Consider the following 23,214-nt stretch of genomic DNA (forward strand, 5'->3'; position numbering starts at 1 on the left):
TTATTGTATAAAAATAGATTAATTTGGAATAATAAGAAGTGGAAGGAGTGGGATTGATGGAATATCAGCAACTCATTATGACACTTGTACAAGTATTAATATGGGGAGGATTAATCGGATTATCAATTTTTGGAGTTTTATATAAAAAAGGACAGGCAACAGATGAGGAAGAAGTTGAGCAATATCCAAAAAAACGACAAGTTTAAGATGAACTTGTCGTTTTTTATTTCATTTTAACGTTAAAATGAAATAAGCGCCCCTGTTAAGCGGGTGATGAGTGATTTATATTTAGTTTGTTTTGCTCCTAAATAAACACGATTTTGATAGTATTTTAAAATAGCTTGAATGAGAATTGCCACTAATTATGCCTATTTAAGGTTGTTATTTCTATCTATTTGTAATCTTTTATTTTCAAAATAGTAAACTATTCCATTTAGTGATGTGGTTTTATTACAGTAAACAGAATAGGGGAGGATAGGGATGCGATATTATGTGAAAGGGTGAGCCTTAACGGAAACAACCTTTTTTATTTTATTAGCTGTGTTTGAGCCGAATCACGGTTATGGAATGATGCAATTTATTGAAGAACGAACAGAGGGACGTTTAGTTTTGGGAGCGTAAACCTTGTACGGGGCGATTAAAACATTAGATAAAAAAGGATGGATTCAAGAAGCTTTAGATGACGGTGAATCCTTACGAAAGAAGGTATACATCATCACTGAACTTGAACGAAAAATTGCAGTGCAAGAATTGAATCGTCTAGAATCACTTTACCACACAGCGAAAAAAATCATGAAGGGTAGAGAGTAGAATAAGTAAAAAAGTATATAAAATCTTGTTGAATCCGTTTGAACCACAAGAAGATTGGTTGAATAAAATGGCAGAAGAAGGATGGAAATTAGTTAAGACGAGTCGTTGGGGTTATAAATTTGAAGCCTGTCAACGAGGAGCTGTCTGTTAGGAGGTAGACTTTGTAGCAGATAAGTCGTTCGCTGAGTTAAAAGAGTATGAAGCATTTTTAGAGGGACTAGGCATGAGGGTTTTCACTAAAAACTTGAATCTTGGCAAGTACTCGATTGGGGAAGTTCGTTTGCGTGAAAAAACATCAGGATGAAAAAGCATTTAAGTTACAGACAGATTATGAAGATTTTATTCTATATGTCAAAACAATTTGTAATGCATACATTGTAGCGGGGGGGTTATTAACGATCACGCTGATGATGAATCTTGGCAATCACTTACTGCTCAACTTCGTGTCAGTTGGATTTATCCTATATTTATTAAAATTGGTTCGGTTGTTTAAGCGTGAACGTAGAGTTTATAAAAAACAATAAAAAATTTAAGAATCGTAAAAGTGACTTCACCATGAAGTCACTTTTTTTAGTGGGGACAAATTTGTCCATATGAACGTCAATATAATAAATTTTAATCGCTTACATTGCTTGTTAAAATAGGGGTGTATTATAAATCAAGATTAAGAAGGGATGGGAGTGTCTTGGAGGCTTTAAAAAAATCAAAAGCAATGAAAGTTGGGGGGACACAAAAAGAAAAAGGGATGAGCCGTAAAGGGAAAGATCGGTTGTTTATTGCGGTTTGTGTTTTACCTGCTGTGTTGTTATTTAGTTTATTTATTTTATATCCGATGGCAAAAGGATTTATGATGTCTTTTTATCGATATAGTGGACTCGGGGGGGAAGCAACGTTTATCGGGCTAAAAAATTTTCAAACGTTATTTGCGGATCCAATCTTTCTCACTGCTATGAAAAACATGGTGTTTGTACTGGTATTCTTCCCATTAATGACAATGGTGCTCGCCATGTTATTTGCAGTAATGTTAACTCAGGGAAGACTTCATCAGTTTGAGCAGAAGTTTTTTAAAATGATTATTTTCTTTCCTAATATTTTATCAATGGTTGTGATTGGGGTGTTATTCCTTTATTTATACGACTATAATTTAGGATTACTTAATGGATTTTTAGATGTGGTGGGATTTGAGGTCTTAAAGCAGACGTGGCTTGGACAAAAGAGCACCGTACTGTGGTGCTTAGTTGCGACGATGGTTTGGCAAGCCACGGGTTATTACATGGTGATGTATATTGCAGGGATTAATCAAATTCCAGTCGATTTATATGAAGCGGCTGATATTGATGGTGCTAGCAAACGCGTCCAATTTTTCAAAATCACGCTTCCTTTACTTTGGCAAATCTTACGTGTCACCTTAGTGTTCTTTATTACAGGGGCATTTAACTTAACGTTCACATTTGTGACGGTAATGACAAGTGGTGGACCGAATAATGCCTCACAAGTTCCACTGACTTACATGTATTCACAGGCGTTCTCGAATGCGAATTACGGTTATGCGATGGCGATTGCAGTGGTGGTGTTTATTTTAGCGATTACGTTGTCATTCATGATTCAAAAATTAACAGATAAAGATGCGATTGAATTTTAAGGGGAGGTGTAACGATGAAAAAGTTTTTATCGGGAACAGTACTTCGATTGATTTTATGGTTGGTGTCAATTTTAATTATTATTCCACTCGGATGGACTATTGTTCAATCGTTTAAAACGACACAGGAATTTTTCGGGGATGTTTGGGCGCTTCCAGCGTCACTTCATATTGAAAATTATGCGAATGCTTGGTCAACCGCCAACATGGGGTCGTATTTTTTTAACTCCATTTTGGTGAGTGTCATGGGGGTTTTATTCTCACTTTGCTTAGCCGTACCGGCTGCTTACTGTTTGTCACGCTATCGATTCTTTGCTTCAAAATTCATAATGTTTGTATTTAGCGCTGGTTTATTTATTCAAGCAACGTATGTGTTAGTTCCATTATTCTCATTATTAAAAGATTTAAATTTACTTGATAACTTAGTCGTTTTAGCCCTTATTTATGCGACTTCAAGTTTGCCATTTACGATTTTCTTGTTATCAAGCTTTATTCGAGGTGTGTCAAGAAGTTATGAAGAAGCAGCAGTGATGGATGGAGCCAATCGTTTCCAAATCATGACGAAAGTGATTATGCCACTCATTCAACCAGGAATCGTCACAATTGTTATTTTTAACTTTATGGCTTATTGGAACGAGTTCCCGATGGCATTTACGTTTATTTTAGATGACGCCAAAAAGACGTTACCAATTGGGCTTCAAAATTTAATGGAAGTTCAACGATTCTCAACAGACTGGGGAGCTTTATTTGCGGGGATGGTCATTGTATTAATTCCAATTGTGATTATCTATGCGATTTTAAATGAAAAATTAACTGAAGGTGTTAATGTCGGTGGAATTAAAGGATAAGAAAGGGGAATTTAAATGTCAGGATTTACATTACCAATTGATAACGTAGAATATGAAAGATTAAGAGAGGTGATGACGCGTTGGCATGCCGATGCGATTCGAGATTCAGATGGAACAAAACTAGATGATCGTATTTTAGAACTTGGTTTAAAAGTGTATAAAACGTACTTAACAACACGTAATGACCAACAGTGGGCAAAAGATCACAAAGAAGAATTACAACAACTTTATATGATGAGTGAACCAACGATTGCTTTTCATAAGTATTTAATCATTGATCTGATGAAAGGAATTTTTAAAGAACAATTTAAAGTCAATCCCAAAGATTATCATCGTTATTGGCAAGTCATTGACCGAACAACGGGTAAGGAAGTCGGTCATGAGAAGTGGTTTTATGATGATGAAAAAGAAGTTGTTGTATTAGTTGATGCTATTCTTTATCATGAGTACACGGTTAACTTCTTAATGTATCAAATTTGGGATCCAACTCAAATGTACAATCATTTAACGAATGATTGGGGGGATCGTGAGCATGAAATGCCGTATGATATGAGACATCCTCTGACGAATTCCCATATTAAAGGCTATTTAAATGAGTGGTTAAGCGAGCATCCTGAAGTAGATGTGGTTCGGTTTACAACGTTTTTCTATCATTTTACACTCATTTATAATGAAATGAAAAAAGAAAAGTTTGTGGATTGGTTCGGTTATAGTTCAACACTTAGCCACGAAGCCATTCAAGCATTTGAAAAAGCTAAAGGATATCCCTTAAAAGCTGAATATGTCGTAGATGAAGGATATTTTAATAATCCATTCCGAATTCCAACTAAAGAGTTTTTAGACTTTTTAGATTTTCAATCGGAGTTTGTGTGTCGTGAGGCGAAGGTCCTCGTGGATATGACGCATGATCATAAAAAAGAAGCCATGATGTTTTTAGGTGATAACTGGATTGGAACAGAGCCTTATGGAAAATATTTTGAAGCGATAGGCATTGATTCAGTGGTTGGATCAGTTGGAAATGGAACCACACTTCGTATGATTTCTGATATTCCAGGCGTCAAGTATACAGAAGGACGTTTCTTACCTTATTTCTTCCCTGATGTATTTTGTGAAGAGGGGGATCCTGTTACTGAAGCGAAGGAAAACTGGATTCAAGGACGACGTGCCATTATGCAAAGCTCTCTTGATCGGATTGGATATGGTGGGTATCTGTCACTGGCTTTACAGTTCCCTGAGTTTGTTGACGTGGTGGAGCGAATTTCAAATGAGTTTCATACGTTTCATGAAATGGTGCAAGGTACGAAAGGATATAAGGCTCCCTTTAAAGTGGCGATTTTAAATTGCTTTGGTAAACTTCGTTCTTGGCAAACAAATCAAGTCGCGCATGCGCTTTGGTATAAAGAGATTTATTCGTATGTTGGAGTACTTGAGGCATTGTCGGGGATGATGTTTGACGTGGAGTTTATTAATTTTGAGGATATTAAGCAGAATGGAATTTCTGAGGAGATCGGGATTATGATTAACTCTGGAGATGCGATGACGGCTTGGAGTGGTGGTGAAAATTGGTTAGATGAAACAGTGATTACAACGATTCGTGAGTGGGTTTATAATGGGGGTGGATTTATCGGAATTGGAGAACCAACAGCTATTCAACATCAAGGGAAGTACTTCCAATTGTTCGATGTACTCGGAGTTGATAAAGATATTACGTATGGACTTAGCTATCGTAAGTATCATGAGTTAACAAAGGAACATTTCATTCTTGAGGATATAAAGACGGAGATTGATTTTGGTCGTGGGATGAGGGGCGTATTTAAAAAAGGTGAACATACGACGATTTTAGCGATGGATCAAAATGATATTTTATTATCAGTCAATGAGTATGGACGCGGACGTGGCGTTTACATCGCAGGGTTACCTTATAGCGCTCAAAATGCAAGACTTTTACAACGTGCGATTTATTATGCGGCTCATCAAGAATCAGAACTAATGACTTATTATGTGGATAGCTGTGAAGTGGAGTGTACTTACTTCCCTGAAGTGAAAAAGCTAGCGGTATACAATAATAGCTTTGAGGTTCAAGAGGCACAAATTTATGTGCGTGGAGAAGTGAAGCATCGTGTTACATTAAATGAAATGGATTTAATTTGGTTAGACGTTGAATAGTAAAAAGCGATATCTAAAAGGATATCGCTTTTAAATGAATAGAGTAAAAGGAAAAACCTTTATGGCCATTTTTTAAGGGGGATCAAAAACTTTAGCATCATCAATTACTGTTAAGGGATTAATAAAGCTTTAGAGATCGTACGTCCTAATTAATCTAGTAAAAATGAACCCCTCTAATGAAAAGAGTCTTGTTTTTTAGATAATACCCTAAATACTAGATAGTGTTAATTGATTAGAGTATATGATCTTTTATGAATTTAATTTTTTTGATATTAATTTTAAAAAGTGACTCATTACATCCCAAGATACTTAAGGTAGTCATTAATTGTCATCAGAGGCATATCTAGTTTTAACTTCGTCTCTTTCGTTATAGCTCTTTGTGTTGCCATTTCAAATCCTGCTAGTTCTACAGCAGCCAAGTATTCATCAACGATTGGCTTAATGTGGATATCTTTACTTTTTAACAGTTTGCCACAGTTCCTGTAAATTTCTAAAACAGGATGACAGGGAGAAAAAACAGCTTTCATTGTTTCAAAATTATTGTTTCCAGGGAAACCAGAATTTGAGATGACAACGAATTGTTGTGTTTTTTGTACGGTATCGACAAGGTCAAAATTTTCATTTTGCTGAACGATTAATGGACTTTTCAATGGGATAAGACGGTCGACAAAGTTTTTTAGTACAGCTGTCATATTCCAAGTATAAATTGGAGTTGCAAAGCAGACAACATCAGCAACCTTATATTTTGGAAGTAATGCTTCCATATCATCTTGCAGTATACATTTTCCTGGAGTTTTAAACCAACAGGTAAAGCAACCTTTACAGTGACCGATTTTTTTGTCAATGAGGAATATATTTTCAGTATCTGCACCGCCTCGTTTAGCACCACGTAAAAAAGCTTCTGCTATTACATTCGTGTGACTATTAGCTCCTGCAGGGCTACCATTAAAGATAATAAATTTCATAGGGAAATCATCTCCTTCTCTTAGCTGATGACTTTATTATAAAGACGACAATAGATATGTTCAATCGACGCTCCGTAGAGTTAAAGATAGAAATGGTCATTCCTTCTTATAAAATATCCTCAATTTCGGTCAATGCAATAAATAAAAAAAGGCCTAGGGCCCTTTTTATTCAATTGTTAAAAGATAGCTTTTCCAGTTTTCATAGGTTAAATCAGTTGCTTGGTTAATTAAATATTCTCCTTTTCCTGCATAGCTGTAAATTTGGTAACACATGCGGCTTTCACCTGGCAATAATTTAGTGTTTTCAGAACATGGAAGTACTTTTTCATTGTTGTATTCAACGTGATAGTTTGCTAAATAATCGTTGTTCTCAACCCCCATGATGTAAGGAGTCGTTGAAAGTGGTTTAAGTTCTTGATCATCTTTAAAGACAGTCATTAGAGTTAGAGGATGTTGCCCATATAGCCCAACTTCAAGTGTCTCATTGGTTGTATTTGTTTCGGTAAACCATAGTACTAACCCTTTTTTTGAACTTCCAAGTTCATCATCGACAATTTCAGCTTTGTCAAATGAGACCAATCCAAGGATTTGGTCGTCATTTTGAATGGTGATTTGATCACCGATAGTTAAGTGAGGGAGTGTTTCGTAGTCATGGCGTGATAATCCATTTTCAAGATAGAGTTGTGCTTCATTTACGATATAATCACTACTATCTATCAGTGTATTAACGGATGGTTCTTCTTCCTCTTCAATCGCAATATTTTCTTCGGCTGTTTCAATTTTTGTTGGGGATTCTTCTATGATTTCCGGCTGTGGTTGTGCATCTTCCATGACATTTTGTTTTTGATGACAGGCAGTTAAGAATAGTAAACTTAAGAGTAGTATTTTTTTCATGTTGGTAATCCCTTTCAATTCTATGATATGAAATTATAGCATATTGATAGATGATTAAGGTTAAATTTACAATATTAATAATAAAATTCCATAACTTTGTTATAATTTGGCAAAAAAAATAAGGTCACCGTTAGGGTGGCCTTATTTTACTTCAATCAAAAAGCTTTGATAGTTACTATAAGTGTTATCTAGCGCTTGATTGATGAGATATTCTCCCTTCCCAGCATAGCTATAATGGTTATAGCACAGACGACTTTTTCCTGGCTCTAGCGTATTAGGGGTAGAACAAGCTTCTACCTTTGCTTGTTGTTGAGTGAACTCGACATGCTGTGTTTGAAGATAATCTTCATCTGCAAATTTTAGGTTTAGTTCATCTGCAGGCATCAGTTTAAGTTCATCTTCTCCATAGAAAACACTTGTATTGACAACTGGATCTAACACGCGTCCTGCTAATCCAACGTGAATTTCCTGATCACTAATATTAGTTTCTTTGTAGTAAAAGGCAATGCCTTTACGTCCACTTTTTTGATGGTCATCAATAATTTCATAATGATCAAATTGAACGGTTGCATAATCTGTTTCACCATTATTAAGGGTGATGACATCATTAGAATTTAGATAGGGTAGTGTTTCATAATAGGCACGTCCCACTCCGTTTTCTAAATAAAGTGAAGGGGTATTTTGATTAGGAGATTCAAGGGAGGGTTGGATGGAATGTGTTGAAGGATTGTCCTCATTATTTGATGGTTTTTCTTCATCTGATAAAAGAGGAGAGTCGAATTCTTCTTCTTTGTTTGGAAGAGTCATTTGACTAGGATTTTGTAGGGAAACTGAGGTAGATTGGGGTTCCTCAGTTGGGAATTCAATCTGCGTGAGTTTCAGTGGCATGCCTGGGGTGTTGAGTAAGACAAGTTCGGGTACAGGGGTAGAACAAGCACTGAGTAGGGATAGCTCACAGATTAAAAATAGAATGCCTAGAGGTTTCATAATTGCCCCCTTTCATAACGAATTTAATTATAGCGGTTAAAAGGGCACCTGACAATTGGAAGTATTGAAAGAAAAGATATTTTTTTGAAGAAAACGCCTAAAAAAATAAACGAAGTATGACGAGCTGTCATAAGCTATAGTAAGAAAGTTTAGTAGGAGATGATGAGATTCATTAGAAGTAAAAATTTTGAGAAATAATAAAAATTATGGCTTAGAATGGATATTTTAGCAATATAATGACGATAATAAAAAGTAAGCGTTTAAATCTCGTAAAAAGGAGGTGAAAATGATGAAGTGGTTAGTGAACGAAAGTGATCATTATGTGTTTCATGTACATGCGGGCAGTTTGGCGCAGAAGGATATTGAAGAGATTATGGAGTATCAAGAGCATTGCCTGAAGTATGTGTTACAGGTTTTAAGACTTGAGTTGGAAGAGAAAATTCATTATTTTTTATGTGATAGTTTAGATGAGGTTGGAATGTATTATGGTGATTATGTTCCGTGTAGTAGTTTTTTTCGTGATCCATTTGAGATTTATGCAGTCTATAGTCGGAAACAAAAAGCGATTGGCTTTCATCAAGATGTGTTGTTGTTAGCTAATTTAATTAATCGACCAAATGCAGTGGCCATTCGAGAAGGGTTAGCGATGTTTTTTAATAAGAAATGGTTTGGTGTTCATAATTTTGAGTGGGTTCTTTATTGGTTAGAGAATGACCAGTATGTTTCATTACAACGTTTGATGAAAGACGAGTATTTTTATGATTATCCCCCTTATTTAACGTATCCTGTCGTCGGTGCTTTTACGCAATATCTCATTATGACATACGGAATGGATAAATATTTATCATTTTATCGATTAAATGAATCAACGGTTAATAAACGATTTAAGGAAATGTACGGGGAGGGAATTAAGACGATTGAAAAAGAGTTTTTAGATTATGTGAGATTATTTAAATTGGATTATGCGATGAAAGAGCGGATTATCGAATTAATCAGTGAAATGTAAGATGTCATCTCTTAAGAGGAAGAGATGACATCTTTTATGTTTTGATTGACAGTAGATAAAAAATGAATTACAATGACTATAATATTGATTTTATACAATTAAATTTCATAAAATCATATGAGGTGAAATGATGAACAAATATGAAGCATTAAAATTAGAGAATCAGTTGTGCTTTGCTTTATATGCGACATCTCGTGAAGTCATTAAGTTATATAAACCATTTTTAGATGCGTTTGGCTTAACGTATACGCAATATATTACATTGCTTGTTTTATGGGAAAAGGAAGCTATCTCATTTAAGGATTTAGGACAGGCTTTGCATTTAGATTCAGGTACGTTAACGCCGCTCATTAAAAAATTAGAAGCGATGAAATTAGTCATCAAATATCGTGATCCACAAGATGACCGTGTCGTGATTGTGGAATTAACCGAAGATGGGCGTGTGTTAAAAGATGAAATGGTAGATATTCCAAATCAATTATTCTGTCGTGTTGGTGGCGAGGTAGAAGAGTACGCTAGCTTGAAATCATCACTGGAATCTTTATTAAAGAAATTGAGTTAAATCACGGATTTAACTTTAATTTTTTCTAAATTAATTGTATAAAATTAAATTTGATAAAATTAGAAAGAAGGAATGAAAATGAATTTTTATCATTTAGAAGCGAAGAAAATGAATGGACAAATGGTTCGAATGGATGAATATCAAGGAAAAGTGGTATTGATTGTCAATACAGCGAGTAAGTGTGGATTAACACCTCAATTTAAAGAATTAGAAGCTCTTTATCAAGATTATAAACCTCAAGGGTTTGAAGTACTTGGCTTTCCATGTAATCAATTTGCAAAACAAGATTCAGGAAGTAATAAAGAGATTCATGAGTTTTGCCAACTGAATTATGGCGTGAGTTTTACAATGTTTGAAAAAATAGAAGTGAATGGGGAAGGAGCACATCCACTTTATCGATTTTTAAAAAAGGAAGCAAAAGGACTGTTTAGCTCAGAGATTAAGTGGAATTTTACGAAGTTTTTAATTGATCAAAATGGTCGTGTCATTAGACGATATGCCCCAACGGTAAAACCTTCAAAGATTGAAGCAGATATTCAAAAATTATTAAAGTAAGGAAAAATTAGATGAAGCGTCAAATGGTTTATAGGCTAAATTTTTTCAACAGGATTTGAAACGGTAACAGGGGATACTAAATGGTTACTAGTGGATCGTGTAGGAAATGTTGTGGTGCGTTTTACACCGATAATGAAACGAGAATAATTAGAAGATGCCATTAAAGAATTAATTTAATGAGTCGTAATAAGTAAGATTAAAAAAGATTGAGTTTTCTAAAGACTCAATCTTTTTTATGACGATTATTTAAAACAAAAGACTGGTTCTACAAATGGTGGCTTAGGTATAGCATTTAATAAAGAAGGAGTTGATTTAAATGTTACAAACAGAGCGATTAATCATTAGGAGATTTACGAAAGAAGATTGGCAGGATTTGTATGAATACTTGCGTGATGAGGAAGTTGTTCAATTTGAGCCTTATGAGGTTTATACTGAAGAGCAAGCCAAACAAGAGACGCTCAAACGAGTAAATGACGATTGTTTTTTTGCAGTTTGTTTGAAAGCAGATGGAACAGTCATTGGGAATTTAACGTTAATTGAAGGAGCATTTCAAACATGGGAAGTAGGGTTTGTTTTTAATCGTCAGTATCAACGTAAAGGTTACGCAACAGAAAGTGTCAAAGCGTTAATGAATTATGCTTTTACTCATTTAGGTGCTAGACGAATTGTTGCGATGTGTAGTCCATTAAATGAACCATCTTGGAAGTTGTTAGAACGAATTGGGATGCGTTATGAGGGGACATTGTTACAAAATGTGTACTTTAAGAAGGATGAAGAAGGAAAGCCGATTTGGTTAGATACCTACGAGTATGCCATCTTAAAATCTGAATGGATAAAACAGGGATAACCTGTTTTTTTTATGGGGTTGTTTCGTTTAAAATAGAAATAATAAAACATTGTTACGTTAAAGTATTCACAACGAAACAATGTTATGCTATATTAATAGTATGATGAAACAAACCCTATTCAAAGGATGATTAAAATGGACCATAAAAAACAAAATTTAAATATAAGTTCAAAGCTTCATTTAGTAGGTGGAGATTATAAGAAAGTTCATATTTCTGGTAGTGGCACGTTTAGTGGGGATTTAAACTGCGATACTTTTCAAACGAGCGGCAAAGCAAACCTAGAAGGAAATTTGCTAACCAATCAGTTTTATAGTAGTGGGAAGGTATTATCAACTGGAGCTCTAAGTTGCCAAGAAGAAATTAAAGTGAGTGGAAAAGCTTGTTTTGAGAAATCTGTTACGGCAAAAGAAATCATTGTATCGGGAATATTGGAATCATTTGAACAGATAAGCGGTGAGAAAGTAAAAGTGTCGGGACGTGTGCGTGCTAAGTCGATGAAAGCTGATGAGGTTTTTATCTCAGGTTCAATGAATGTTCAAGAGTTACTTCAAGCACAAGAGTTAATAGTAAGTGGTTGGTTGAACGTATCAGGAGGGATCGAAGTGGAACAGATTAAAGTAGCCGGCCATGTCAGTTGTGAAGGATTACTAAGTGGTGAGAGCGTTAGGCTTGAGGCAATGAGTGGTTCAACATTTAAAGAAATTGGGGCAACAGAAGTTGAAATCATGCGTTCATCGATGGAGAGTGGCATGACCCAGATGGTTGGGTCACTTTTAAATACGCTGATGGGAGGATTATCGCCACTTAAAAAAGTAAGTGGAGAGTTAATTGAGGCGGATACAATCACCGTAGAATATGCAAAAATTTCAAAAATTAGTGGGCATGATATCATCATTGGACCTAATTGTGTGATTGATGAGATTGAGTATAGTGGCAGTTTGAGTATTGATGAATCGTCAGTTGTTCATCATCAAGTAATGGTATAGGAGGTAAAAAATGATGAGAAGTTTAAAAATGAATGGTGCAGGAAGTAGTGGCGGTGGTGTTTTTAAAGAGGTTATGTTAGAAGGTGCTCATAAAATTACAGGAGATATCGACTGTGAGAATTTTCATACGGCAGGAACGTGCAAGGCTTTAGGTCACATTTCTTGTTTAACGTTTAACGGAGCAGGAGCTATGACGCTTCAGGGCATTAAGACAAAAGAGATGTCGGTAGTGGGATCTTGTACCTGTCATGGAACAGTTGATGGTGAAGTGTTACAGGTGGAAGGGTATTTAAGTGCAGATGAAGAAATAAATGCTGAAGACATTCGAATCGAAGGAAAGTTTAAAGTATTAGGTGTGATGAATGCAGAAAAGGTAACCTTGTTATTGCATGAACCATCAAGTGTAATGGAAATTGGAGCCGGAAAGATTGAGGTTAGAAAATTAACGAAAAAATCTAAATCATGGAATATCTTTACGATGTTTAAAATAAAGAAAGTGGCGTTAGAGGCAAATCTGATGGAGGCTGATGAGATTTATTTAGAGTATGGTCATGTTAAAAAGGTATGTGGCGATCAGGTGGTGATTGGACCTCATTGTATGATTGAGGAAGTGGAGTACCGAGGAGAGATTGATATCCATCCGACTTCGAAAGTTAAGCGTCAAAAACAAATTTAAGGAGGTTTGAAAGATGGCGGAGCATTTAAAGATATATGGTGATGCAACCGTTGGTGGAGGAACCTTTGATAAGGTTCGTATTTATGGTGATGGATTGATTACAACAGATCTTATAGCTAACAGTATTAAAGTTTATGGTGATGCGACGTTTGAGGGACGTGTTGAGGCCAATTTGATTAAGGTCATGGGGGATTGTGAGTTTAAAGGGCATGTGACGTGTCAGACGGTTGCAATTTATGGTGATACGACGTTTGAAGGAAGTGTTGCAATTAAGTTGTTAAAGATTCGTGGGATGGCGACACTTAATGAATCAAGTGTGATTGAAAGTATTCAAAGTATGGGAGCTTGCGTGGTCAATGGGACATTAAAAGGTGAACGTTTGACGAGCTATGGATCACTTGATGGGGATGGAACGATAAAGGTTCATACCTTAATGTCACAAGGTGAGATTCGAACACGAGGTGAACTTGAGGGTGAGTATTTAAATATTTATGGTGCGATTCATAATGCGAAGTTAATTAATGGTGAAGAAATTCATATTGTGTTAAATGAACATTGTCGCTGTGAAAGTATTGGGGCAACGAAGTTAACGGTGAGTCCGTCTAAGAAAAAACGAGTTCGTAAGACGTTGACGGTGAATCAAATTGAAGGTGATGAGATAAATCTGACGTATACGAAAGCGAAAAAGGTTCACGGTGATAAGGTGATGATTGGAGCGGAGTGTACGGTTGATTATGTGGAGTATTCAACTGATTTAACAACACATCCTACAGCAAAGATTAAACAACAAGATAGAAATTAGGTGATGAGTATGGAAGAATCTTTAATCTCTAAAAAAGAATTATTGCAGTTAACGAATATTTCATATGGACAACTGTACAGATGGAAGCGTAAAAACTTAATTCCTGAAGAATGGTTTATTAAGAAGTCTGTTTCAACCGGACAAGAAACATTTTTCCCAAGAAAAGAAATTCTTGAGCGAATTGAACGGATTCTTGAACTTAAGGATACAGTGTCGTTAGATGAGTTGTCAGAAATTTTCTCACCCCATGTAGCGGAACCAACATTTGATAGTTCGGAGTTAATAAATAAGAAGATTGTGTCACAGCAGGCAATGCAGTTGTATCAAAGTATGACAGGGGCTTCAGCTAATTTATCAGATTTAAAAGAGGTGTTGATGTTAAAAATTTTACAAGATTATGTGGCATCAGGGGTTATTACATTTGATGAAGGAAAAATGATTCAAGCTTTTTTAAATCAGCATTTTATGAAGTTAACACAGGAAAAATCAAGTCTTTTTTTGATGCGGCATTTAGGCCTGCCGTTTGTTATTGGTGCGATTGATAAGGAGATGTTGCTGATTGATGAGCAGGATCGAATTGTGTTAGAAATTGCAGTGGCGAAGGAACTAAGTCAGATTAAGTTAGCGAGTTTGCAATAAATTTTAAAATATCGGGGGGGACTGTTTATGAGACAGTACATGTTTAAACACAAATTTTTACTGGTTACAACAGTTTTAGTTCGTTGTATTGGGGCAGCGATGCAAGTCTATATTGCGCTTTTAATTCAACAATTGATTGATTATGTAGTGGGCGGGGACATGAATGGTTTTGTGAAGGCTATTCTCTTCGCGGCGGTTTATTTTTCACTGATGGGACTGGTTGACTATTTAACAAGTGCGACTCAGGCGATTTATTTGAAAAAAACGTTGATTGCGCTAAAACGTGATGTGTTTAAAGGGATTTTAGCAAAAGACTATGAAGATTTTAATAAGAGTAATACGGCTGATTATTTATCAAATTTGACGAATGATATGAATTTGATTGAGGCCAATTACATTACACCGTTTTTAATGATGATTGGAGATGTGGTGATTTTTGTAGGGACCACGGCTGTTTTACTCTGGATTAATCCCTGGGTGACACTTGCGATGTTTTTGATGGCCGCTTTATTAATGATTGTGCCATCGCTTTTTGGGAAGGCGCTTGAGAAAAGACAAAATAAAGTATCGGATGAGCAAGGGATGTTTACCTCAAAGATTAAAGATATTTTTCAAGGCTATGAAGTCGTGAAGTCTTATCGAATGATTCCATCCGTCACCCATGAATTTAACGTTGTGAATGATGAGTTAGAGGATGCAAAATTTAAGAGTACACATCTAAAAGGGGTGGCTCAAGCTGTTTCGATGATTTTTGCCATTGGTACACAAATTGCTGGAATGGCGATTGCGGGATACTTTGTCCTTCTTGGGCAAATGACAGTCGGAAATTTATTTGCGGTCGTTCAACTGGGGAATGGAATTCAAGGTCCGATTATGTGGATTATGCAGAAAGTGACTCAAATTAAAGGAATGAGCGGTGTGAATGAAAAAATCATGGCGCTGATTGAGGTAGGAAAACGTGAATCTAACGAAGTAGCATTATCAGAATTTAAGGAATCAATTAGATTAGAGAATGTGCATTTTGCTTATGAAGAAACACCGGTTTTAAATGGTATTTCTTATACGTTTTCAAAAAATAAAAAGTATGCGATTGTCGGTGAAAGTGGTTGTGGGAAATCGACGCTGATTAAATTAATGATGGGATATTACCGTGATTATGAAGGTCAGATTTTGGTGGATGGTCAAGATGTTAAGAATCCAATCCCATTATCGATGACAGAACTCGCTTCTATGATTCATCAAAATATTTATTTATTTGATAAAACGATTGCAGATAATATTTTCTTAGATCAAACCTTTGCAGATATTCAAATAAAACGTGCTTTAACTCAAAGTGGTGTAACAAAATTTATCAAGCTGTTACCTGAGGCTTTAAAAACTGCTGTTGGTGAAAATGGGAAGAATTTATCAGGAGGGCAAAAGCAACGTGTGGCGATTGCGCGCGCCTTAATTCAGGAGATGCCTATTTTAATGTTGGATGAGGGAACCTCAGCACTTGATTTACAGACGGCGTATGATATTGAAAAGACGTTGCTTGCAATCGATGAGTTAACAGTCATTACCATTACTCATAAGTTAAGTGAGGAAATTTTATCAGATTATGATGAAATCATCGTGATGGATCAAGGTCAGATTGTTGAATCTGGAAGTTTTAATCATTTATTAACTCAAAAAGGTGCATTTTATCAGTTATATACACTTAAAAAAGACGACGATTTTTCTGTTGCTAGTTAAGATTAAAGTCGACCTTCTAGGTCGGCTTTAAAAATAATTTTTCTATATGGTAATAAATGGTTTTTGAGGGGCGGGGAGTTAAGGGAAAATAAAAAAAGCTATTGATTATATTCAATAGCTTCAGTTTAAAACAAATTTAGTAACGTCGACATCCTCGTTTAGTAATGAAATCACCTGTTTCTAATTGGTAGAAATCTTCTGACTCTCCAATGACACGACGTAAATCACCTGGACGGAGGACGGTTGTCGCATGAGCATCAGGAGATGCTTCGGTTAAAACTGGGATATTACTGATGACTTTAACAACAAATGGGTCTTCTAATGTGATGACTTCATTCGTTGCTGCAACTAACACCTCACAAAATTCTTTACTAATCCACCCCGGTTTAATTCGATACATGTCATTGACAACGGACGAAACAGAATAGACTTGCCCAACCTTTGCACAAACCATCATTTTTGAGGTGTTTGAAGGATCTTTGTGAATGGTGGCATGATCTAAAACAGCAATTAAAAACTTGTCATTTGGAACATAATACGTGTTTTCGTTATATTTCACATTAGCCATCTTTATCAATCTCCCTTTAGGTGAATATCATCTTTCTCTATCAGTATATGTTTGAATTTTTTATATTTTCCCATGATTCGTCTAATTTTCGAAAGAAATGAATAAGTTTGTTAAGGGATGATGCGTAATTAGGCTTTAGATCATAAGTGGTAGGGGGAGAGAATGGATTTTATGAAGTATCAGGTGATAGATGAGGCGTAAAAGACGTTTAATAGTCCTCGAACTTTAGAGAAATTTTTAAACAAGAAGGTTTGTTTATCGAAAGAATATGAAGTTTTAGGGGCTATTTTGTTAACGATGGATAGAAAAATGAGGATTTAACTAGGGGAGGCATTAATCATGAATGAGAAATCATCAAAGGATGTTAATCGAAGGGATTTAAATCATTTAAAGTATTTGATTTCACACGCTTGGAAATGGGATAAGTTATTATTTGTTTATTATGGTTTATTTACATTATTAACAGCCGTGCAACCCTTTATCAGTTTGTTTTCGATTAAGTGGCTGATTGATGAGTTGACGACAGAAATGAATGTGATAGTGTTAGCTTGTATTTTAGGATTCTTTTTGCTCGGTGGGGTAATGGTTAATGCCCTTGTTACATTCATTAAAAATTTATATATGCCCCGTCTCATTTTACTGCGTTTTAAGTTTATAAATCAGATGCAACGTAAAGCTATGAAGATGGATTTTAGATATACAGAAGATCCCAAAACATTGGATGATTTAGAAAATGCCGGGCAAGCTGTTTCTTCAAATCATGTGGGGATTGAAGGGGTTTTTCATAAGTTGTTTGAGGTATCGGGGAGTTTAGTGTCGTTACTGACATATATGAGTTTATTATTTATGCTCAGTCCATGGGTTCTTTTATACTTATTTTTGAATATGCTGTTTGTTTACTATTTAACATCTAGAGCGAAAAAATATGAATTCTCTAAAAAAGATGAAAATGCAGCGTTAAATCGCCGGTCGAGCTATTTGTATAATACGATGTCAGATTTTAAATTTGGAAAAGAGATTCGCATTTATCAATTAGGAAATTGGCTTTGTGAAAAATTTAGAGGGATAAAAGGAGAACACTTACAGTTAACGAAAAAAATTCAAAAGCGTTATTTGGGCGTGAGTTTAGTGGATGCAATCTTGATTTTAATTCGAGAAGGAATTGTGTACGCCTATTTAATTTATTGTGTCTTAGCAAAGGGATTAAGCCTTGGAAGTTTCTCCATGTATTTTACGAGTATTAGTCATTTCACGACGACCTTGCAAAGCGTAATGGAAGATTTAGCTCATCTTCGTTTGCAATTATTGTATGTCAATCATTTTAGAACTTTTTTAGAGATTCAAGATGAGCTACCATTAGAAGAACCAACCCCTATTCCGTTGCTTAAACCGTATACGATTGAGTTTAAAAAGGTGAGTTTTAAATATCCAAACAGTGAACGTTATATCTTTAAAGATTTATCGTTTAAAATTAAGGCAGGAGAACGCTTGGCCATTGTTGGCATAAACGGAGCAGGAAAAACAACGTTGGTTAAATTAATAACTCGTTTATATGAACCAACAGATGGTGAAATATTATTAGACGGGATTAATGTTAAAAATTTGGACCGCGCCAAGTATTTCGACTTATTCTCAGTCGTGTTTCAAGATATTAAAGTGTTGGCGTTTACGGTTGGTGAAAATGTAGCGATTCAAAATCGTGATGTCCTTGACCGTGCAAGAGTGATGGAATGTTTAGAGCAGGCAGGGATTAAAGATAAAATTGCATCCTTAAAGCATGGCATTGAGACGCCGATGTTAAAAGGTCTTGAAGAAGAGGGAATTGAGTTATCGGGAGGTCAAAATCAAAAATTAGCATTAGCGCGGGCACTCTATAAAAATGGAGACATTGTCATTTTAGATGAACCCACTTCAGCGCTTGATCCGTTAGCAGAGTATGAAATTTATCAAAACTTTGATGCCTTGATTGGAGATAAGACTGCCATTTATATTTCTCACCGATTATCAAGTACACGTTTTTGTGATACGATTGCTTTTTTTGAAAATGGGGAGATTTTAGAGTATGGTACTCATGAGGAACTGTTAGCGAAAAAGGGGCGTTATGCGGAAATGTTTAATATTCAAGCACAGTATTATCAGTTAGAGTCAGTAGAGGAGATGGCAGCATGCGCAAATTAATAGAACCCTTGATGAAAGATTTGAACGTGATTTTCTTTTTATTTCGATTGGCCTATCAGATTTCAAAGACCTATCTTCCCATTGTCATCACCTCATCTATTGTGACGGCCTTGATGCCATTTTTGAATTTGGTGATGATGAAGCTAGTCATTGATGAGTTGACCGGTTCTAGAAGGATTGAGGTTTTTATCTGGTTGGTTGGAATCGTGGTGCTTGGAAATTTGGTGTTAAATGTGACATCGCGTTGTTTGAAAACGAAGGTGGAGATTAAAAATGAGGAGTTGTTAAATGGATTTGACGCGATGGTGGGTGAAAAAATCATGAGCCTTGATTTTCAAATGATTGAGGATCCAAAGATTCTAGATTTGAAAGAGCGTGCGTTATTTCCGATTCATAATCAGGGGGCAATGTATCGGGTTATGGAATATTCGATCACGTTATTTTCAACCATCTTAACGATGATTGGATTGATTGCCATGATTTCGATGTTAAATCCGTTGATGATTCTATTTTTGTTTTTAATGGCAATTTTATCAGCGTTCATTAATAAGAAGGCACAACAAGTGATGTTTAAATTTTATCAACTCTTGATTCCAGTTAATCGTAAGTTTAGTTATTTTGGAAACTTAACGAGCGATTTTAGTTATGGAAAAGAGATTCGTTTATATAAAATGGACGATTTAATCATGGATCGTATTGAGGATTATAATCACACGACGTTAACGGTCTTTACTGATTTATATGAAGTGCTTGGGAGATATGCAGCTTATAGTGAAGTGATGATGCAGATTCAGATAGTGTTCGTGTATCTTTATATGGTATATAAAGTCGTTGTTAAATCGATTGGACTGGGTGATTTTACGATGTATGCCTCAGCTGCAACACAGTTTGGTCAGTGTTTATCACAAATTTTAAATACCTACATGGAGCTATCTCAAATGTGTCGATACATGGAATCGTATATAGAATTTGATGCATTAAAACCAAGTGTTTTAAGTGGGAAAGAGACAGATGTACCGATGGATAATCTGACACTTGAGTTTAAAAATGTGTCATTTAAATATCCAAAAAGTGAAGTTAATGTGCTAAATAACGTTAATGTGACGATTCTGCCAGGTGAGAAATTATCCATTGTTGGACTCAATGGTGCGGGGAAAACAACCTTTATTAAATTATTAACGCGTTTGTATGAACCAACAGAAGGAGCCATTTATTTAAATGGGGTTAATATTTTAGAGTATGATTTAAAAGAGTATTTAGCTTTAATGTCTGTCGTTTTCCAAGATTTTAAATTGTTCGCTTTCTCGGTTAAAGATAACATTGTGTTTAATCAAGTGGAGAAAGATGAAACGATTATTGAAGTATTAAGAGAAGCGGGATTTGAAAAAGATTTGGCTAATCTTCCAAAAGGAATCGAAACGCCTATTTATAAAACATTTGAAGAAGATGGTGTCGAATTTTCAGGTGGACAAAGTCAAAAAATTGCGATTTCCCGGGCAATATACAAAAATTCCCCGATTGTCATTTTAGATGAACCGACATCTGCTCTTGATCCGATGACTGAGTATGATATTTATCACCGTTTTAATGAATTAGTGGGAGCTAAAACAACGATTTATATTTCTCATCGTTTATCGAGTTGTTTATTTTGCGATCGAATTGCAGTTTTTAAAGATGGACAGATTGTTGAACTTGGAACACATGATGATCTGATGAAAGAAGGAGGCTTATATCAAGAAATGTATCAAGCACAAGCACAATATTATATATAAGAGACGATGTGATGACGGTTTTTGAAAGTGCTGGATTTGAATAGGAGGGAATGACGTATAAAGCCATGAATCATGATCGCGATAGATTCGTGGATTTACTTTATGATTCACTTGAAAAGTTATTAAAGATAGCTATCTCGATTTGAGATAGCCTTTTTAGTTTACTCAGCCCTTTTGAGGGTTAAGTTTTTTTGACTTGATAAGCAAAATCGAAATGACATAAAACCGATAGATATGATTATTGATTGATGAAGTGAAATCAGTAAATTAAGGGAGATGAATTGTTTTTTTAGTGAAAATATTTTAAGATATTAATTAGAAAGTTAGGTGTTTTTAGATGAAGTTATTTGCATCAGATTACGATGGGACGTATTGTAAACATACAAAGCTTGGACGTCAACAATTAAAGGAAAATATTAAAGCAACTAAAGAGTGGCAAGAGATGGGGAATTTATTTATTTTCGCGACCGGTCGACCGATTTCATTAATGAAAATTGAACAGAAAATACATGGTCTAGTGTATGATTATATCGTGGGTTTAAATGGAGCAGTTATTGTCTCAAGTGATGGACAAGTTGTCTTTCGTCAGACGATAAAAAATGAAATAGCTAAACAAATTGTTGAGCTTATTCAAGAAAAAAAAATAACACAATATATGGTCACAGATGGATTAAATGGCCATTATTATACGACGTTTCATTTATTTAAAAGGGAATACTACCTATTTAAGATTTTGAAATGGACACATCGTTTGTTTAACTTAACGTTAACACAGGCACTTGAGCAACCAGTGGCCCAGATTGCAGTGAAAACGAACAGTCATGAAGAGGCTATTCAATTTGCCAAGATTATTAATGAAACGTTTGGTCATGAAGTAGTGGCCTATGCCAATTTACTACATGTCGATATTTGTGCCAAAAACTTATCAAAAGCAAGTGGGGTTTTTGAGGTGGCTAAGCGTCATCGAATTGAAACAGATGCGATTTATTGTATTGGTGATAGTTTTAATGATTTACCGATGATTGAGGCCTATCATGGCTTAACCATGATTGAAGCCGTTGATGATCTTAAGAAGCAAGCAGAAGCCGTTTTTAAAACGGTAAGTGAAGCATTTATCTATGCAAAAGAAAAGGTTTAGTCCAGGAGTGGGCTAAACCTTTTTCAATGGAGTCAAGATGACTTTTTGAAATATCATCATTTTACGGTATAAAATCAAGTCAAATATCACTACACTAAAAGAACGAAGAAAGGATGACTGACTATGATTATAATTGATTCAAAAACCCCACTCGATCTCTTTGAATTTGGTGTTATTTGTTATTGTCCAGATGCCAAGGAACTATCTGAACATGGACTGGTGATTAACCGAATGAATGAGTTTGAGTATTTAATTGGAAGGATCGATTTTATGCCGGATGAAACCCCATCAACAAAAGACTGGTTATTTGATAGATATCATCCAGGTATGATTTGGAGATGTCCAGAGGTATTAAAAGAGGCCTTGCTTGATCAAACCTTATTATTTCAAGATATCATCAGTCATTGGCTTCGAGCAGATGAATCCATTGGATTAATTAATACAGCTTTTAAAGTGGCATCCCTAACGTTATTAAATGATTACTTTCCACGAAAGGACTTAGTGATTCAATCATTAAATACGATTTTTTTAACGGAATCTCAACTCCTTAAAGAGATTCCCCTTCGTCAATCTGCCTTTTTTAAAGATCAATATGAGGGACAGTGGATTATTAGTCGAATTAATGTTTCGCTATTATGTTTGGTTCAAGTTTTCTATGAGGCAACAAATTCGACTTTAAAGCTAATATCAGAAGCTTTTATGATTAACGAACTCGCTCTTTTGGTGATGAAAGATCAGTTTAATGAGATGGAATGGGAAGAACTGACTTTAGCACAAGTACTTCTATTGAAAAACGTCATGCAACAGTCTTGCTCGCATCAAGAATTAAGTGAGCCTTTTAAACAAGCATTTCGAGTTTATCCGATGACAGACGTTCAAAACTGGATGAGTCCTCTTAAATTAAACCTAAATAAGTAACGATTAGGTTAAATTTAAAAAGATAGGGCATAGGCACTCAACTATTAACTCGTTGTTGGATATAATAACGTGACACAGTAGAAGAAGGAGGGGAGTTTATGTTCTATCGAAATTTAGCACCGGTGATTCCAATGATTTTGATGTCCAATCAGTTCCATCGACGTCCTGAACATCAAAATCATTCAAATTATGGAAGTGGTCAATTTAATTCAAGTCATGAAGAAGATGGATTTTTTGAAAATGACGAGATGTTTGGAGGTGGAGTTGTGGGACCATTATTAGTGGGAGGATTAACCGGCGTAGCACTAGCCAGTCTTTTTGGAAACAAACAAGCATATGCAGCGACACCATATCCAACACAAAGTGCATACCCAATGCAAAGTGCATACCCAATGCAAAGTACGTACCCAATGCAAAGTGGGTATGCGTACCCAGTATCAACTTACCAACCACCTATTCAAGCAAGTGCCCCCTATTATCAACAGGTACCGATGGTAACTCAATCGATGCCAACTCAAGCACA

24 protein-coding genes and 1 pseudogene are annotated in these 23,214 nt (G+C 35.5%); 21 read left to right on the forward strand and 4 right to left on the reverse strand.

Going from position 1 to position 23,214, the window contains the following annotated elements; all coding sequences use genetic code 11:
• Positions 1–56: 56 nt before the first annotated feature.
• The 7 genes from J6D32_RS09030 (at position 57) to gnpA (ending at position 5,463) form a co-directional block, all read left to right on the forward strand.
• Positions 57–206: a hypothetical protein gene (locus J6D32_RS09030; RefSeq protein ID WP_009606742.1), complete on the forward strand. Its 150-nt coding sequence runs from the start codon at positions 57–59 to the stop codon at positions 204–206.
• Positions 207–624: 418 nt separating this feature from the next.
• Positions 625–810, forward strand: coding sequence for a hypothetical protein (locus tag J6D32_RS09035; RefSeq protein WP_006783563.1), 186 nt, complete (start codon positions 625–627; stop codon positions 808–810).
• Between the two features lie 25 nt (positions 811–835).
• Positions 836–961 carry a DUF2812 domain-containing protein gene (locus tag J6D32_RS09040; RefSeq protein ID WP_129821420.1) on the forward strand — a complete coding sequence of 42 codons (126 nt, stop codon included), beginning with the start codon at positions 836–838 and terminating at the stop codon, positions 959–961.
• Positions 962–1,094: 133 nt separating this feature from the next.
• Positions 1,095–1,334, forward strand: a complete 240-nt coding sequence (locus J6D32_RS09045; protein WP_006783565.1) for a hypothetical protein — start codon at positions 1,095–1,097, stop codon at positions 1,332–1,334.
• A gap of 161 nt (positions 1,335–1,495) precedes the next feature.
• Positions 1,496–2,452, forward strand: a complete 957-nt coding sequence (locus J6D32_RS09050; RefSeq protein ID WP_009606771.1) for a carbohydrate ABC transporter permease — start codon at positions 1,496–1,498, stop codon at positions 2,450–2,452.
• 14 nt (positions 2,453–2,466) lie between these two features.
• Positions 2,467–3,297, forward strand: coding sequence for a carbohydrate ABC transporter permease (locus J6D32_RS09055; protein WP_009606802.1), 831 nt, complete (start codon positions 2,467–2,469; stop codon positions 3,295–3,297).
• Positions 3,298–3,312: 15 nt separating this feature from the next.
• Positions 3,313–5,463 (forward strand): 1,3-beta-galactosyl-N-acetylhexosamine phosphorylase, encoded by a 2,151-nt coding sequence (gene gnpA / locus J6D32_RS09060; RefSeq protein ID WP_129821419.1) that lies wholly within the window; start codon positions 3,313–3,315, stop codon positions 5,461–5,463.
• 293 nt (positions 5,464–5,756) lie between these two features.
• On the opposite strand, the gene J6D32_RS09065 is transcribed toward gnpA, so the two are convergent.
• The 3 genes from J6D32_RS09065 to J6D32_RS09075 form a co-directional block, all read right to left on the reverse strand.
• Positions 5,757–6,428 carry a flavodoxin family protein gene (locus J6D32_RS09065; protein WP_006783569.1) on the reverse strand — a complete coding sequence of 224 codons (672 nt, stop codon included), beginning with the start codon at positions 6,426–6,428 and terminating at the stop codon, positions 5,757–5,759.
• A 165-nt stretch (positions 6,429–6,593) separates the two neighbouring features.
• A complete protein-coding gene (locus J6D32_RS09070; protein ID WP_006783570.1) occupies positions 6,594–7,322 on the reverse strand; it encodes a hypothetical protein in 729 nt (242 codons plus the stop codon).
• A gap of 141 nt (positions 7,323–7,463) precedes the next feature.
• Entirely contained in the window at positions 7,464–8,309 is an 846-nt protein-coding gene (locus tag J6D32_RS09075; RefSeq protein WP_006783571.1) for a hypothetical protein, read from the reverse strand.
• A gap of 289 nt (positions 8,310–8,598) precedes the next feature.
• On the opposite strand from J6D32_RS09075, the gene J6D32_RS09080 reads away from it, so the two are divergent.
• From J6D32_RS09080 to J6D32_RS09120, 9 genes are all read left to right on the forward strand, one after another.
• Positions 8,599–9,315 carry a hypothetical protein gene (locus J6D32_RS09080; RefSeq protein WP_230321554.1) on the forward strand — a complete coding sequence of 239 codons (717 nt, stop codon included), beginning with the start codon at positions 8,599–8,601 and terminating at the stop codon, positions 9,313–9,315.
• Between the two features lie 130 nt (positions 9,316–9,445).
• The gene (locus tag J6D32_RS09085) at positions 9,446–9,877 is read left to right on the forward strand and encodes a MarR family winged helix-turn-helix transcriptional regulator (RefSeq protein ID WP_006783573.1); all 432 of its coding nucleotides are present in this window, start codon (positions 9,446–9,448) and stop codon (positions 9,875–9,877) included.
• 78 nt (positions 9,878–9,955) lie between these two features.
• The gene (locus J6D32_RS09090) at positions 9,956–10,432 is read left to right on the forward strand and encodes a glutathione peroxidase (protein WP_006783574.1); all 477 of its coding nucleotides are present in this window, start codon (positions 9,956–9,958) and stop codon (positions 10,430–10,432) included.
• Between the two features lie 316 nt (positions 10,433–10,748).
• On the forward strand, positions 10,749–11,279 hold the full coding sequence (locus J6D32_RS09095) for a GNAT family N-acetyltransferase (RefSeq protein WP_006783575.1): 531 nt from the start codon (positions 10,749–10,751) through the stop codon (positions 11,277–11,279).
• Positions 11,280–11,414: 135 nt separating this feature from the next.
• Positions 11,415–12,266 (forward strand): hypothetical protein, encoded by an 852-nt coding sequence (locus tag J6D32_RS09100; protein WP_055164270.1) that lies wholly within the window; start codon positions 11,415–11,417, stop codon positions 12,264–12,266.
• A gap of 10 nt (positions 12,267–12,276) precedes the next feature.
• The gene (locus J6D32_RS09105; protein ID WP_006783577.1) at positions 12,277–12,942 is read left to right on the forward strand and encodes a hypothetical protein; all 666 of its coding nucleotides are present in this window, start codon (positions 12,277–12,279) and stop codon (positions 12,940–12,942) included.
• Between the two features lie 13 nt (positions 12,943–12,955).
• Positions 12,956–13,744 carry a polymer-forming cytoskeletal protein gene (locus J6D32_RS09110; RefSeq protein ID WP_006783578.1) on the forward strand — a complete coding sequence of 263 codons (789 nt, stop codon included), beginning with the start codon at positions 12,956–12,958 and terminating at the stop codon, positions 13,742–13,744.
• Between the two features lie 9 nt (positions 13,745–13,753).
• A complete protein-coding gene (locus J6D32_RS09115) occupies positions 13,754–14,383 on the forward strand; it encodes a DUF4004 family protein (protein WP_006783579.1) in 630 nt (209 codons plus the stop codon).
• A 27-nt stretch (positions 14,384–14,410) separates the two neighbouring features.
• Positions 14,411–16,117 (forward strand): ABC transporter ATP-binding protein, encoded by a 1,707-nt coding sequence (locus tag J6D32_RS09120; RefSeq protein ID WP_155062279.1) that lies wholly within the window; start codon positions 14,411–14,413, stop codon positions 16,115–16,117.
• 136 nt (positions 16,118–16,253) lie between these two features.
• Here the strand turns inward: J6D32_RS09120 and J6D32_RS09125 are convergent, their stop codons facing one another.
• Positions 16,254–16,685, reverse strand: a complete 432-nt coding sequence (locus J6D32_RS09125; RefSeq protein ID WP_006783581.1) for a hypothetical protein — start codon at positions 16,683–16,685, stop codon at positions 16,254–16,256.
• A gap of 339 nt (positions 16,686–17,024) precedes the next feature.
• Here J6D32_RS09125 and J6D32_RS09130 point away from each other — a divergent pair, with 339 nt between their 5' ends.
• The 5 genes and pseudogenes from J6D32_RS09130 to J6D32_RS09150 all read left to right on the forward strand — a co-directional run.
• On the forward strand, positions 17,025–18,863 hold the full coding sequence (locus J6D32_RS09130) for an ABC transporter ATP-binding protein (protein ID WP_147633303.1): 1,839 nt from the start codon (positions 17,025–17,027) through the stop codon (positions 18,861–18,863).
• On the forward strand, positions 18,851–20,635 hold the full coding sequence (locus tag J6D32_RS09135; protein ID WP_287467592.1) for an ABC transporter ATP-binding protein: 1,785 nt from the start codon (positions 18,851–18,853) through the stop codon (positions 20,633–20,635). The genes J6D32_RS09130 and J6D32_RS09135 overlap by 13 nt, the downstream gene beginning before the upstream one ends.
• Positions 20,636–20,972: 337 nt before the next feature.
• On the forward strand, positions 20,973–21,773 hold the full coding sequence (locus J6D32_RS09140) for an HAD-IIB family hydrolase (protein ID WP_009606790.1): 801 nt from the start codon (positions 20,973–20,975) through the stop codon (positions 21,771–21,773).
• Positions 21,774–21,896: 123 nt separating this feature from the next.
• A complete protein-coding gene (locus J6D32_RS09145) occupies positions 21,897–22,691 on the forward strand; it encodes a hypothetical protein (RefSeq protein WP_287467593.1) in 795 nt (264 codons plus the stop codon).
• Between the two features lie 98 nt (positions 22,692–22,789).
• Positions 22,790–23,214, forward strand: a pseudogene (locus tag J6D32_RS09150) (hypothetical protein); the annotation flags it as partial.

The organism is Turicibacter sp. (genome assembly GCF_017941855.1).
Lineage (GTDB): Bacteria > Bacillota_I > Bacilli_A > MOL361 > Turicibacteraceae > Turicibacter > Turicibacter sanguinis.